We start from the raw sequence: 13212 nt of genomic DNA, 5'->3' as shown, positions 1-13212 counted from the left end.
TTTTTTTAGGAACCCAAATGTAATAAAAAAGTGGAAAGTTTGCATTTGTATCAACGAAAAGTAGAGTTTTTTGTTATCTTTGTTCGCTGCTCTAATAAATTAAAAATAGTACATGGGTTTAGTTACCGCGAAAGAAGTTGCAAAGGCAATAAATGTTGAGAAGTACGGGGTTCTTGGTACTTTTTCAGGCTGGATTCTTATGAAGGTTCTTAAGATCTCTACCCTTAATAAAATTTACGATCATAACAAACATTTAGAGGATGTCGCGTTTTTAAACGGAATTTTGGATGAAATGGAAATCAAATTTGAAATTCCTGAAGAAGATTTAAAACGTTTACCTAAAGATGGCGCTTATATTACCATATCAAATCATCCGCTTGGAGGAATTGACGGTATTTTATTATTGAAATTAATGCTTGAAAGAGAGCCTAATTTCAAGATTATAGCCAACTTTTTATTACATAGAATTGTTCCGCTTAAAAAATATATCATGCCGGTTAATCCCTTTGAAAATCATAAGGATGCAAAATCGAGTGTGGTGGGAATTAAAGAAACTTTACGCCATTTAAGTGACGGAAAACCGTTGGGGATTTTCCCTGCCGGGGAAGTTTCAACCTATAAAGATGGTAAATTAGTAGTAGATAAGCCTTGGGAAGAAGGTGCTTTGAAATTGATTAGAAAAGCAAAAGTTCCGGTTGTACCCATTTATTTTCACGCTAAAAATAGCAGATTATTCTATTGGCTTTCTAAAATTGACGATACTTTACGTACTGCAAAATTACCATCGGAATTATTGACGCAGAGAGATCGTGTTATTAAAGTTCGTATTGGTAAGCCGATTTCGGTAAACGAGCAAAACGAAATTGAATCGTTTGAAGAGTATTCAGAATTTTTAAGAAAGAAAACCTATATGCTTGCCAATCCTTTTGAAAAGGACAGCAAACTGATTGATACAGCAAGTTTAAAAATTCCGAAAGCACCAAAAAAAATCGTTACTCCGGCAAACGAATCAAAAATGATTGACGAGGTAAATGCGTTAAGAAACAGCGATTGCCGTTTACTGCAAAGTAAAAACTACGAAGTGTTTTTTGCAACAGCGAAATCTGTTCCTAACATTTTACATGAAATTGGACGTTTGCGCGAAATCACTTTCCGTGAAGTTGGTGAGGGAACAAACGAATCTATTGATTTAGACAAATTTGACCAATATTATCACCATATGTTTTTGTGGGATGATGAAACCAAACGAATTGCAGGTGCATATCGTATGGGATTGGGATCTGAAATTTATCCGAAATATGGTCTTGAAGGTTTTTATTTAAATGACCTTTTTAGATTTGAACCGGAATTGCACGATATGATGCATAAATCTATCGAAATGGGACGCGCTTTTATCGTTAAAGAATATCAGCAAAAACCAATGCCTTTGTTTTTATTATGGAAAGGTATTATTCATACAACATTACGTTATCCTGAACATAAGTATTTATTGGGTGGAGTAAGTATCAGTAATCAATTCTCTGATTTCTCGAAATCATTGATGATCGAGTTTATGAAATCGAATTATTACGATCCTTATATCGCACAGTACATTCATCCTAAAAAAGCATACAAAGTAAAACTAAAAGACGCTGACAAAGACTTTATTTTTGATGAAGCCGAATCGGATCTTAATAAGTTTGACAAAATTATTGACGAATTAGAACCAGGAAATTTACGTTTGCCGGTTTTAATTAAAAAATACATCAAACAAAATGCCCGTGTAGTTGCTTTTAACGTTGATCCGTTGTTTAATAATGCGATCGACGGTTTAATGTACATTCGCATTGCAGATATTCCGGAAAGCACAATGAAACCGGTTATCGAAGAATTTCAAATAGAACTGGAACGTAAACTATCTGAAAAAGAAGACTAATACACTATTTAAATTATACGCTGATTTTTACAGTACTACCTAAACGCACAATAAAAGCCTAAATTATCTTATCTATTACCCTAAAGGTTTCCCTAAAAACCTTTAGAAGGTAATGCTATATGAAGAACATACCATTTTTTCGCCTATTATCTATTTTTTGAATATTGAATTTTTGTTGCCTCATTGCAGTTTAAAAATAAATACAAATCATTAATACTGAATAATATGAAAAACAAAACACTTTCTTCGGTTTTTATTATATGTTGTTATTGTTGTGTACATTCACAAACAAACAATAAAGTAGGTTTTACTACCACAACACCTACCGAAATAATTGATGTAAACGGAACAGCTCGTGTAAGAGACATTCCGGCAAACGGAAACCCGAATGCTATTTATACAAAACCAGATGGTACAGTATCGACTGCAAAAGACCAGACATTTAACGCCGTTAAGACTTTAGTAGTCGATGCAAATGGAGTTGTTGGATCTATTGACGGAATAGCCATTACGACAGCGCCAACTATTAAGACAATACAATATGCCCGTGTCGCAACACCAATAAATGCATCGACACCTGTAAATTCTGTCACTACAATTGGTATTTTATCAATACGCTTTAACAGTACAACTACCGGCAGCGGTAACTGGATTGAATTTAATACCTCAGTAGCAAATCAGGTTACGGCATTTGCTGAAGTCTCCGGTGCTGGTGGAAATTACTTTGCTAACTGGAGAACCACTGCTGCTGCTGCAAATACATGGTACCAGGCAACTGCACAAGGCGTCACCGCCGCTAACCGGGATACGTATAACTTAATGATAACATTGCATAATTCACAAGAAATCTATCGTGTATCATTAATTTGCAATGGTTCTATAGCTGCGAGCGGTGGAGTGCCATCAGTGCCAGCTCAGGTTATTATTTTTATTGAGAAACTACAATAACAAAAGCATGCATGATCACTACTATTAATGGAAATCTCGAGAAAAACTTCCAATACAAAGTAAATTATCCAGAATTTTAAAAGCCCCATTTGTTGGGGCTTTTTTATTTATGTATTTTGAATATCTTATTATCTATATAATTCCGACAGATACTTACAGAAACGCTCAGCAGGCCTAATATAGTTCAGGCTTTTTCTATAGAACTAAATTCATATCCTTTTTCGTTTATAATTTCATATTAAGATCTCCATTACAACAACTTAGTTATTTGCCTTATAGTACAACTCTAAAAGCTTTTAGAGGTGATATCGCACTGAAAACATAAGCTAATTTTGCCGTCTCAACTTTGATTAAGTCTTAATACTTAAAACATTAGACTTTTTAGTGTGGTTGACAACCTAAAAATTTGAAAAAAATTATTAATCAGTAAATTAAATTAATATGAAAAACAAAGTACTTTCTTCACTTTTTATCTTATGTTGTGCTTTTGGGTACTCTCAAACAAACAACAAACTAGGTGTTAATGTAAAAGCACCAACCGAGTCGCTAGACGTAAACGGAACAACCCGTTTAAGAAGTCTTCCATTAAATGGAGCAACAAATGCAATTACTACAAAAACTGACGGTACTGCATCTACTGCAAAAGATCAAACTTACAGCGCAGTTAAAACTGTAGTTGTCGACGCAAATGGTGTTGTAGGAACTATAGATGGTGTTGCAATCACTACATCACCTGATATTAAGACAATACAATATGCTCGTACTTCAACACCAATTAATGCGCAGACATCTCTAAATTCTATCACTACTATTGGTAATCTATCAATTCGATTTAACAGCGGTAGCACAGGTTCTGCTAACTCGATTGAATTTCAAACAAAAGTCCCAAATCAGGTTACTGCCTTTGGTGAAGTATCAGGTGCCGGTGGAAATTATTTTGCTAACTGGAGAACCACCTCAGCAGGAGCAAATACATGGTACGTGGCAACTGGACAAGGTGTCACCCCCGCTAACCGTGATACGTATAACTTAATGATTACCTTGCATAATTCACAAGAAATTTACCGTGTATCACTAATTTGTAATGCGCAAATTAATGCTAATACTGGGCTAAATATACCAATAGTTCCTGCTCAGGTTATTATCTTTATTGAGAAACTACAATAAAAATACGTTACAATAAAAAAGCGAACAAATTTGGTTGTTGTTGTTGATAATACAATCTTAAGGTACTACACCTAGCTTTTATAAGGCCAATCAAAAAATAAAAGAGCCAGAGAACATACAGTTTTCTGGCTCTTTTTTTACACTCTCTATACAGGCAAAATAAAAAATCCCATTTACGTTAGCAAATGGGATTTTTTTAATTACAATTTTTATTTAAAACTAATTTATGATGAGCAATCAGTTTTATAGTTTTAGAAAGCTTTATACGACCTTTTAAATCTGAAACAAAACTAGAGGCCTCAAGCATTAATTTTGTACCTAATAAGCCATTATTGTATTAAAAAAAGGCATACCAGAAAAAGAAAACCTATTATTTAGAAACATAAAAAAATCCCATTCTTGACTGAATGGGATTTTTTTATTTTTAAAACCAAATCGACTGATGCATTATATCATCAATTGAATTGTTTTTTACAAAAAGAATCAATCGTATAAAATGATAAATAGCTAAAAAATAAGCCAATCTATAGGCTAGTTTTTTATTGTATAATAATCCTGTAAAATATTCTTTTTTAGTAATAATTTCTGTTACTAACACAATAATAGTTACCCAGCAAAAAGCAATTACAAAAGGCCCTAAAATGTGGTAACTAATAGATTTGTATAAATCTCCCTGATAAAAATAAACCAGTGATTTTGTAATACCACAACCAGGACAGGGAAATCCCGTAACCATTTTAAAAGGACAAAAAGACTGATCTGACTCTAAATGGTCGTTATGATTATTGAGCATTAAAAAAAACGGAACTATCAGTGTAATTGCTGCACCGATAATTCCGTAAATTTTACGTTTTATTCTACTATTATTTGTATAATCTGTTGATGTCACCTTGTACAATCATTGCTGCTGCAATAGGAAAAAAGAATCCTAAAACAATTAATAAAGTAGACTGATCTTTTTGAAGTTCACCTGTTTGCTCATACACTTTTGGCAAAGCTTCTTTTCCTGCTAAATAATAAAAATAAATATTTACCGGCATACAACATCCTGCAAAAATTGCAATTGGCTGCGAAATAACTTCTTTTTTGGCTACAGCATTAAAAACCTCTGCAACTTTAATGTTCCAATAAATTAAATACAATCCACATGATAAAAATCCAAAAAGTAAAACCATAATAGGGTCCACTTTAAATACTGGGATTGGCTCATTAAAATTGTTTGATGTTTCTTGTAATTCCATTTTCTATTATTTATATTTAGTTATTATTATTGTAATTCAACTTTTCCAATTTCATTAATTTCTTCGATATTGTTTTTAGGATCTTGTCCATAATCATTTGGACCTGAATCACCTTCTGTAAACAACAAAATAAGCAACCAGATACTTCCAACAAGCGGAACCAGGCAGATAAAATAAAACCAGCCGCTTTTTCCAACGTCGTGCAATCTTCTCACTACAGCAGCCAGAGTTGGTATAATCGTTGCAAGGGTATAAAGACCAAAAAAGCATATCCAATTATTCCTCCTGTAACCGCATCGCCAAAAATTGCTCCAATGATGGCTCCAATAACAATTAATAAAATAGAAATTAATCCATTTGCTAGTGCAAAATACCAATATTCGCTTCTTCTGGCGCGACCTTTAAAGTTTGCATAGTTTTCAAAAACCACTTTTTTGTACCATTCAATCATAATTAATAAAATTAGTTAGTTTAATGCCTCGTCTTTTGGATTTTCGGCTTCTCCTTTTTAAAAATTTTGTTAAAATTCGAAACAATATTAACAAAAAATTATCTTAAAAACTAATTATAGAAATTACTTTTAAAAAGAAAAGGATTGTTATTACAACTTCAATCGAAATAACTGTAAATAGTGACTTTTCTGCAGAAATATTAAAATTTTCAATTTACTTATTCAATTTACTTAGAATAAACTTTTTTAATCTTATCTACAATAACCTGTGCCAGCCTTTCATGACTTTCGAATGTCCACCCTGCAATATGCGGAGTCAATAAAACATTCTTGGCTTGTAATAAATACTGAAAAGCTTCCGGCGTATTTTTATCCTGAAAAAGGGTTTCAAAAGATAATTTCTCATACTCCAGAACATCCAATCCTGCTCCCAGAACTTTTTTAACCTTCATAGCTTCGACCAAATCTGCCGTAACAATGTTTTTGCCACGCGAAGTATTTATTATCCAAAAGGGCTTAGAAAATGCATTAATAAAATTAGCATCAACCATTTTGTCTGTTTCAGGAGTCCACGGAAGATGTAAACTCAAAACATCCGTTTTTTGCTGTAATTCTTGTAATGAAACTTGTTTTGCATTTTCGTCGCCTACATTATCCAAAATATCATAACATAAAACCTCTACCTCAAAACCGCGAAGTTTTTTAGCAAAAGCCTTACCCATGTTTCCATAACCAATAATTCCAACTGTTTTACCGTCTAGTTCGTGACCGCGATTACTTTCGCGATTCCAGTGTCCCGCTTTTATTTCGGCGTCGGCCTGATTTAAATTATTAAATAATGACAAAATTACACCAAGTGAATGTTCTGCAACAGCGTTGCGATTACCTTCCGGAGCCGCTATTAAGTGTATTCCTTTTGCTTCGGCATAGTCACAATCGATACTTTCTAAACCCGCGCCAACTCTGGCAATAAACTGTAAATTGGTTGCTTTATCCAGAAACGTTTTATCGATTTTAAAACGGCTGCGAATTACGATTCCGTTATAATCCTGAATTTTTGCTTCGACTTCTTCTTTTGATGATTTAAAATCAGCTTGATTTTCAAAACCGGCTTCTTCTAATTGCGCCCAAAGTATGGGATGGTTGCTGTCGATATGTAGAATTTTAGTACTCATAAATTAAAAACTTTATTAGGAAAACAAAGTAACAAAAAATAGCCTTTATTATTTTAACAAAATGAATTTGGGAAGAAATGCGTAAATTCGCATAAAAGGGATTTATGAAAACAATTGGCTTAATTGGCGGAATGTCCTGGGAAAGTTCTTCGTTATATTATCAAATAATAAATCGAACGACGCAGGAGAAACTAGGTGGTGTACATTCTGCAAAATGCATATTATATTCTGTAGATTTTAATGAAATTGCCTTACTGCAAAAAGAAGGAAACTGGAAAAAACTAGGCGAATTAATGGTTGAAGCCGCTCAAAATCTTGAAAAAGGCGGTGCCGATTTTATCATATTATGTACAAACACGATGCATAAATTATCTGACGAAATAGAAGCCAGTGTTTCGATTCCATTAATTCATATTGGTGATGCTGCCGCTCAAAAAATTAAAGAAAAGAATTTTAAAAAAGTGGGCTTATTAGGAACATCATTTACTATGGAACAGGATTTTTTTAAAGGCCGTTTATTAAACAGGCATCAAATAGAAACCATAATTCCAAATGAAACCCAAAGAGCAGCAATACATGGAATTATATACGATGAACTGGTAAAAGGAATTGTAAATAGTGAATCAAGAAATATTGTTTTAGAAATAATATCTGATTTAATTGATAGAGGTGCAGAAGGAATTATATTAGGCTGTACAGAAATTGAACTCTTAATTACCAATGAATTTACTACTGCCGAATTGTTTAACACTGCAGAAATTCACGCCAAAAAAGCTGTTGAATTTGCATTAAAATAAAATATGAAACTAACGAAAACTTTTAAAGCTTTTTTTGAAAACGAAAAATCAGGAGGTCTTTTACTGCTTTTTGTCACTATACTTTCGCTGGGTCTTGCCAACTCTTCTTTACAGACAGAATATATTGCTTTGTGGGAAACAGATTTAGGCGGGCATTCGATCACACATTGGATCAACGATGGTTTAATGACGATTTTCTTTTTATTGATTGGTTTAGAATTAGAACGCGAAATTTATCATGGGGAATTATCAAGTATAAAAAATGCATCTTTACCTATTATGGCGGCCTTTGGAGGCATGCTGGTTCCTGCAGCCATATTTCTGGCTTTAAATTACGGAACAAATACTCAAAACGGAGCCGGAATTCCTATGGCTACAGATATTGCATTTGCGATTGGAATTTTATCGCTTTTAGGCGATAAAGTTCCGCCATCATTGAAGGTGTTTTTAACAGCACTTGCCGTAATTGATGATTTGGGCGCTATCATTGTAATTGCTATTTTTTACACCACTTCTATCGCTTTTGTAAACCTTGCAATTGCCTTAGGAATTTGGGCATTCTTGTTTGTGTTGAACAGAATGAAAATTCACAACCTAATTCCGTATTTAATTGGCGGAGTTGCAATGTGGTATTTTATGCTGAATTCAGGAGTTCATGCCACTATCACCGGCGTTATATTGGCATTTGTGATTCCGTTTGGAGATGGCGGCGAAAAATCAGTTTCATACAAATTACAACACTTTTTACATAAACCGGTTGCCTTTATTATTTTGCCCTTGTTTGCTGTTGCGAATACCTGCATCGCCATTGGATCTGACTGGCATCAGGGATTAAATCATCCTAATACTTTGGGTATTATTTTAGGGCTTGTTATTGGCAAGCCACTTGGTATTTTACTTTTCTCTTTTATCGGAGTGAGCGCGGGATATTGCGTGCTGCCAAAAAAACTAAAATGGACGCATATTTTAGGCGCAGGAATGTTGGGCGGAATAGGCTTTACAATGTCTATTTTTATTACAATATTGGCATTTAAAGATCCGGAAGTTATTGTTTTCTCAAAAATCGCGATTCTGATTGCGTCTCTTCTTTCGGGAATTTTCGGATTTGTTTATCTCAAATATATCTTGTCTAAGAAAAAAGCTTAATTACGATGAAACCAGTATTTACAATCGTTTATATCATTCTTTCTGTTTTTTTAATTTCAGCTTGTACGAATAAAAAAGTTGAGAATGTCGTTGAAAAAGATATTACTAAAACCGAAATTTCTGCTGAAATAAATAAAAATGAAGAATCAATTGAAGGGATTTATAAAACCGCCGAATGTGATATTTCTGTAGAAATAACAAAAAACAAAGACGGTTATCAATACTTTTTAAAAACAAATCTTCGTAAAGTAAAAGGCAAAGCGACTTTTTCTACAAATGAATCAGGCGAAAAATATTTGGTTCTGGAAGGAATAAAATGGGATGAATACGAAGGAGATATTAGCAATGAGGAAGAAAATGATTCTCTTGCCGATTCAAAACCTGAACCCGAATTAGAAATCCCTGTTGGAATTGATGCGAGTTATGTAAAAGACACGCTTACGATTCAGAATTATGGCAATGCGATGAATTCTTATACTAAGATTTCTGAATGTGGTTTGAAGTATATTCAGCTAGTGAAAAAGTAAAATTCCAATCTTTTAAATTGCTTCGCCTGTTCGCTAGTGCTCGAGTCCAAATTCCAATTTTACTTTAAATGAAAAGAATCAATCAAATACTTTTTTCTTCTATAACATTGATCATTTTGCTTGTTGGGATAATATTATATCTAATAACAACATTTAAAGACCCGCAGCCTGATTTGAATTGTCAAATTCCAGTCCCTTTTTGTGGAACATCAAGTCCTAAACTAACAGAAAACCAATCTGAAGGAAAAGAAATATTTAATTCTGTTTGTGCAGCTTGCCACAAACTAGACGCAAAAAGTACCGGACCGGCACTTCGCAACTTAGATTCACTGGTATTTGTAAAATGGATGATTGAGAAAAACCACAAAATCGACAGTACTAAAATTGATGAATTAGGATTAGATTATCACAGAACGATGTTTAAAGATTATTTAAATGAAGAAAATCTTCCTTTATTAATAGATTATTGTTCAAGAATACGTTATTAAATTCCAAAAACAACAAATTCCAAACTCCAATTATAAGCAATATTGTCATTTCGACGTAAAGAGAAATCACACTCGCAATTCTACAAACAGAATCGACAATCTTTGTCGAGTTTCTAGTGTGATTTCTCCTTACGTCGAAATGACAAACTGTGCGTTAAACAAAAATTCCAAAACCCAATTAGAATTGGAATTTGGAATTTTTATATTGGAATTTCTTTAAAAACCTATCCTTTAATCTGTTTCAAAGAAGTCTTGATTCCTTTTATCAAAGATGAACTGAAACCATTATGCTCCATTTCGTTCAACCCTACGATTGTGCATCCCTGAGGAGTCGTTACACGATCGATTAATTGTTCCGGGTGTACTTTCTCCTCTAATAACATTTTTGCAGCTCCTTTAACGGTTTGTGCTGCAATTGCCAAAGCCGTTTGAGAATCAAATCCAATTTCGATTCCGGCCTGCATTGAAGCTCTAATATATCTTAAAGCATAAGCTGTTCCACAAGCGCCAAGAACTGTTGCTGCATCCATTAATTTTTCGTCGATAACAGGAGCAGTTCCTAAATCCTGGAACAAATCAACAATTGGCAAGGCTTTTTCCCTATCCTTTTCAGGGAAAGAAATACAAGTTGCTGATTCTCCAAATTGTGCTGCGATATTCGGCATGATTCTAACAACCGGATATTCATTATTTGTTTTTGTCTGAAGCGCTTCAAGAGACAAGCCGCTTACTGCCGAAGCAATTGTTTTACCAGCAGTTACCGGTAAAATTTCTGCCAAAACAGTATCAACCTGATAGGGTTTTATGGTCAAAACCACAACATCGGCTTCCTGAATATTATGTTTGTTATCGTTAGAAACCGTGATTCCAAATTCAGTTAAATACTGAATACTGGCAATGTTTCTTCTCGTTACTGTAACCTGATTATTTTTAGAAAATTTTGCAATTCCCAAGGCAATAGAAACCCCAAGGTTCCCTCCTCCTATTATGTGTACTTTCATTTCTTATTTATTGGCTGGTTAATAGCTATTTTTCAGCCACAAATTACGCAGATTTTACAGATCTTAAATCACTGTAATCTATTAATTTGTTGCAAAAAACTTAGAATCCAAGAATCAGTTTTGCCACTCCAAAGTAGAGCATAATTCCAAAAACGTCATTGGTTGTTGTGATAAACGGACCGGTTGCAATAGCAGGGTCGATTTTATTTTTATGAAGAAAAAGCGGCACTAAAGTTCCTAAAGTCGCAGCAAATAAAATAACGACAATCATCGAAATTGAAATGGCAAATCCTACTAAATATTGTTGGTACATAATCGAATGATAGCCTAACAAAAGCAAGGAAATAATACTTCCGGAAATCATCGAAACGGTAATTTCCTTCGTAAAATAACCACGGCTAAATTCCTTTAAAGTTCCGTTTGCCAAACCCTGTACTACGATCGCCGAAGCCTGAACCCCAATATTTCCGGCTGTTGCCGAAAGCAAAGGCACAAAAATAATTAAAGTAGAATGGAGTTTAAAGATTTCTTCATTTCCTTTCAAAACAAAAGAAGCTACAATCTCGATTACCATTCCGATTAAAAGCCACGGTAAACGCGCTTTTGTCAGTTCCAGAACACTGTCATTAGATTCAACGTCTTGTGTAATACCCGCCGCCAATTGGTAATCTTTATCGGCTTCGTCCTTGATTACGTCTACGATATCATCAATCGTGATTCTACCAACTAAACGGCCCAATTCATCTACGACCGGAATGGCTTCCAAATCGTATTTTTGCATGATACGCGCTACCTCAACATCTTCGGTATCTACGTTTACGAAATTTAATTTTCGAATATAAATATCCCCAATTTGAGTTTTAGTTGATGTTGTCAATAAATCTTTAAGTGATAATCTTCCTTTTAAGCGGTTTTCGTCATCAACAACATAAATAGAATGTACTCTTGACACGTTTTCGGCCTGAATACGCATTTCTTTCACGCAAGTTAATACATTCCAATTTTCATTGACTTTTACTAACTCTTTTCCCATCAAACCACCGGCAGAATTTTCGTCGTAACGCAACAAATCGACAATGTCTTTTGCGTGCTCGACGTCAAGCATTTCAGAGATTACTTCTGCTTTGATTTCCTGCGAAAGTTCACCGATAATATCCGCTGCGTCATTGGTTTCAAGCTCATCTAGCTCTTCTGCAATTTCTTTAGGCGAAAGTCGGCTTAAGATATTTTCACGCAAATCATCTTCAAGTTCCAGAAGAATTTCTGCTGTTTTATCACTATCTAAAACCCTGAAAATATAGGTTGCTTCGTCGAAATCCAGTTCATCCAGAATTTCGGCAATATCGGCATGGTGCAGATCGTTCAATAAAACTTCAAGTTCCTTGTCGTTTTTCTGAACAATATGCTCTTCTAATTGATGTATTAATTCTTTGCTAACTTTGAACTCCATCGGCTTCTATTTTTTGAGTCAGTTCAATAAATTCTTCTACACTAAGTTGCTCGGGACGTTTATCAAAGATAGTGTCTAATCGCAAATCATCAGTTAAATTTAATGTTTTCAAACTGTTACGTAATGTTTTTCGTCTTTGCTGAAAAGCAGTTTTCACCACAGTAAAGAACAACTTTTCGCCACACGGAAGACTATAATCTTCCTTTCGGGTCATTTTCATCACACCCGATTTCACCTTGGGCGGAGGAATAAAAACATTTTCGTCAACAGTAAACAAATACTCGGTAATATAGAAAGCCTGTGCTAAAACGGATAAGATTCCGTAAGCTTTAGATCCTTTTTTCTCGCAAATACGTTCTGCTACTTCTTTTTGAAACATTCCGGAAAACTCCGGAATCTGATCTCTGAACTCTAAAGTCCTAAAAACGATCTGAGTCGAAATATTGTATGGAAAGTTCCCAATTATAGCAAATTGTTTGTCTTTGTAAACCTCATTGATATTGTATTTCAGGAAATCCTGAGAGATAATCTTATCTTTTAATTTTGGATAATTTTCACCTAAATACACGACAGATTCTCCATCAATTTCAATTACGTGTGTATTTATTGGTTTATCAAGCAAATACTTAGTCAGCACACCCATCCCTGGTCCTATTTCTAAAACCTCATCGTATCCTTTTAAGCTCAAAGTATCTGCAATTGCTTTTGCGATGCTTTCGTCTTTCAGGAAGTGTTGTCCTAAATGTTTTTTGGCTTTTACTTTTTCCATTTTATCTTTTATTTGCCGCGAAGGACTATGTTTTTTTGCCACGAAGGCACTAAGACGCAAAGTTTATTTTTTATTTTTTGCCACAACCGGAGCGATAGCGAACAGGCGAAGCAATTACACAAATTTTAAAATCTAAA

15 protein-coding genes are annotated in these 13212 nt (G+C 34.2%); 7 read left to right on the top strand and 8 right to left on the bottom strand.

Translation table 11 applies throughout. The features are described from left to right. The first annotated feature begins 112 nt into the window (after positions 1–112). The 3 genes from ACZZZT_RS03485 (at position 113) to ACZZZT_RS03475 (ending at position 4030) form a co-directional block, all read left to right on the top strand. Positions 113–1915: a GNAT family N-acyltransferase gene (locus tag ACZZZT_RS03485; RefSeq protein WP_073394322.1), complete on the top strand. Its 1803-nt coding sequence runs from the start codon at positions 113–115 to the stop codon at positions 1913–1915. Between the two features lie 225 nt (positions 1916–2140). Beyond that, positions 2141–2863 (top strand): hypothetical protein, encoded by a 723-nt coding sequence (locus ACZZZT_RS03480; RefSeq protein WP_463459418.1) that lies wholly within the window; start codon positions 2141–2143, stop codon positions 2861–2863. A gap of 441 nt (positions 2864–3304) precedes the next feature. Next, positions 3305–4030: a hypothetical protein gene (locus ACZZZT_RS03475; RefSeq protein WP_463459417.1), complete on the top strand. Its 726-nt coding sequence runs from the start codon at positions 3305–3307 to the stop codon at positions 4028–4030. A 424-nt stretch (positions 4031–4454) separates the two neighbouring features. Here the strand turns inward: ACZZZT_RS03475 and ACZZZT_RS03470 are convergent, their stop codons facing one another. From ACZZZT_RS03470 to ACZZZT_RS03450, 5 genes are all read right to left on the bottom strand, one after another. Beyond that, entirely contained in the window at positions 4455–4919 is a 465-nt protein-coding gene (locus ACZZZT_RS03470; protein ID WP_042563520.1) for a DUF2752 domain-containing protein, read from the bottom strand. Continuing rightward, on the bottom strand, positions 4894–5271 hold the full coding sequence (locus ACZZZT_RS03465) for a DUF4234 domain-containing protein (RefSeq protein ID WP_042563521.1): 378 nt from the start codon (positions 5269–5271) through the stop codon (positions 4894–4896). Before ACZZZT_RS03465 ends, ACZZZT_RS03470 begins: the two co-directional genes overlap by 26 nt. Before the next feature lie 26 nt (positions 5272–5297). Continuing rightward, positions 5298–5507 (bottom strand): DUF805 domain-containing protein, encoded by a 210-nt coding sequence (locus ACZZZT_RS03460; protein ID WP_463462374.1) that lies wholly within the window; start codon positions 5505–5507, stop codon positions 5298–5300. Then, positions 5486–5722: a DUF805 domain-containing protein gene (locus ACZZZT_RS03455; protein WP_463459416.1), complete on the bottom strand. Its 237-nt coding sequence runs from the start codon at positions 5720–5722 to the stop codon at positions 5486–5488. The genes ACZZZT_RS03460 and ACZZZT_RS03455 overlap by 22 nt, the downstream gene beginning before the upstream one ends. 227 nt (positions 5723–5949) lie before the next feature. After that, a complete protein-coding gene (locus ACZZZT_RS03450; RefSeq protein ID WP_463459415.1) occupies positions 5950–6897 on the bottom strand; it encodes a 2-hydroxyacid dehydrogenase in 948 nt (315 codons plus the stop codon). 104 nt (positions 6898–7001) lie between these two features. Between ACZZZT_RS03450 and ACZZZT_RS03445 the strand changes: the two genes are divergently transcribed. The 4 genes from ACZZZT_RS03445 (at position 7002) to ACZZZT_RS03430 (ending at position 9855) form a co-directional block, all read left to right on the top strand. Next, the gene (locus ACZZZT_RS03445; RefSeq protein ID WP_463459414.1) at positions 7002–7694 is read left to right on the top strand and encodes an aspartate/glutamate racemase family protein; all 693 of its coding nucleotides are present in this window, start codon (positions 7002–7004) and stop codon (positions 7692–7694) included. Between the two features lie 3 nt (positions 7695–7697). Continuing rightward, positions 7698–8840, top strand: coding sequence for a Na+/H+ antiporter NhaA (gene nhaA / locus ACZZZT_RS03440; RefSeq protein ID WP_463459413.1), 1143 nt, complete (start codon positions 7698–7700; stop codon positions 8838–8840). Positions 8841–8845: 5 nt separating this feature from the next. Further along, on the top strand, positions 8846–9367 hold the full coding sequence (locus ACZZZT_RS03435) for a hypothetical protein (protein ID WP_463459412.1): 522 nt from the start codon (positions 8846–8848) through the stop codon (positions 9365–9367). A gap of 68 nt (positions 9368–9435) precedes the next feature. Next, the gene (locus tag ACZZZT_RS03430; protein WP_463459411.1) at positions 9436–9855 is read left to right on the top strand and encodes a c-type cytochrome; all 420 of its coding nucleotides are present in this window, start codon (positions 9436–9438) and stop codon (positions 9853–9855) included. A 224-nt stretch (positions 9856–10079) separates the two neighbouring features. Here ACZZZT_RS03430 and proC read toward each other — a convergent pair whose 3' ends face one another. The 3 genes from proC to rsmA all read right to left on the bottom strand — a co-directional run bounded on the left by proC (position 10080) and on the right by rsmA (position 13075). Next, on the bottom strand, positions 10080–10856 hold the full coding sequence (proC, locus tag ACZZZT_RS03425; RefSeq protein WP_463459410.1) for a pyrroline-5-carboxylate reductase: 777 nt from the start codon (positions 10854–10856) through the stop codon (positions 10080–10082). A 100-nt stretch (positions 10857–10956) separates the two neighbouring features. Beyond that, positions 10957–12306, bottom strand: a complete 1350-nt coding sequence (mgtE, locus tag ACZZZT_RS03420; protein WP_042563528.1) for a magnesium transporter — start codon at positions 12304–12306, stop codon at positions 10957–10959. Then, positions 12290–13075: a 16S rRNA (adenine(1518)-N(6)/adenine(1519)-N(6))-dimethyltransferase RsmA gene (rsmA, locus tag ACZZZT_RS03415; protein ID WP_042563631.1), complete on the bottom strand. Its 786-nt coding sequence runs from the start codon at positions 13073–13075 to the stop codon at positions 12290–12292. Before rsmA ends, mgtE begins: the two co-directional genes overlap by 17 nt. Positions 13076–13212 lie beyond the last annotated feature (137 nt).

Source organism: Flavobacterium sp. AC274, assembly GCF_979258275.1.
This window is presented reverse-complemented; position numbering and strand designations above follow the sequence as displayed.

Coding starts and splice junctions, on each gene's coding strand:
- ACZZZT_RS03465 (WP_042563521.1), bottom strand. CDS start 5,271: ATGGAATTACAAGAAACATCAAACAATTTTAATGAGCCAATCCCAGTA.
- mgtE (WP_042563528.1), bottom strand. CDS start 12,306: ATGGAGTTCAAAGTTAGCAAAGAATTAATACATCAATTAGAAGAGCAT.
- rsmA (WP_042563631.1), bottom strand. CDS start 13,075: ATGGAAAAAGTAAAAGCCAAAAAACATTTAGGACAACACTTCCTGAAA.
- nhaA (WP_463459413.1), top strand. CDS start 7,698: ATGAAACTAACGAAAACTTTTAAAGCTTTTTTTGAAAACGAAAAATCA.
- ACZZZT_RS03485 (WP_073394322.1), top strand. CDS start 113: ATGGGTTTAGTTACCGCGAAAGAAGTTGCAAAGGCAATAAATGTTGAG.
- proC (WP_463459410.1), bottom strand. CDS start 10,856: ATGAAAGTACACATAATAGGAGGAGGGAACCTTGGGGTTTCTATTGCC.
- ACZZZT_RS03480 (WP_463459418.1), top strand. CDS start 2,141: ATGAAAAACAAAACACTTTCTTCGGTTTTTATTATATGTTGTTATTGT.
- ACZZZT_RS03435 (WP_463459412.1), top strand. CDS start 8,846: ATGAAACCAGTATTTACAATCGTTTATATCATTCTTTCTGTTTTTTTA.
- ACZZZT_RS03475 (WP_463459417.1), top strand. CDS start 3,305: ATGAAAAACAAAGTACTTTCTTCACTTTTTATCTTATGTTGTGCTTTT.
- ACZZZT_RS03445 (WP_463459414.1), top strand. CDS start 7,002: ATGAAAACAATTGGCTTAATTGGCGGAATGTCCTGGGAAAGTTCTTCG.
- ACZZZT_RS03450 (WP_463459415.1), bottom strand. CDS start 6,897: ATGAGTACTAAAATTCTACATATCGACAGCAACCATCCCATACTTTGG.
- ACZZZT_RS03430 (WP_463459411.1), top strand. CDS start 9,436: ATGAAAAGAATCAATCAAATACTTTTTTCTTCTATAACATTGATCATT.
- ACZZZT_RS03455 (WP_463459416.1), bottom strand. CDS start 5,722: ATGATTGAATGGTACAAAAAAGTGGTTTTTGAAAACTATGCAAACTTT.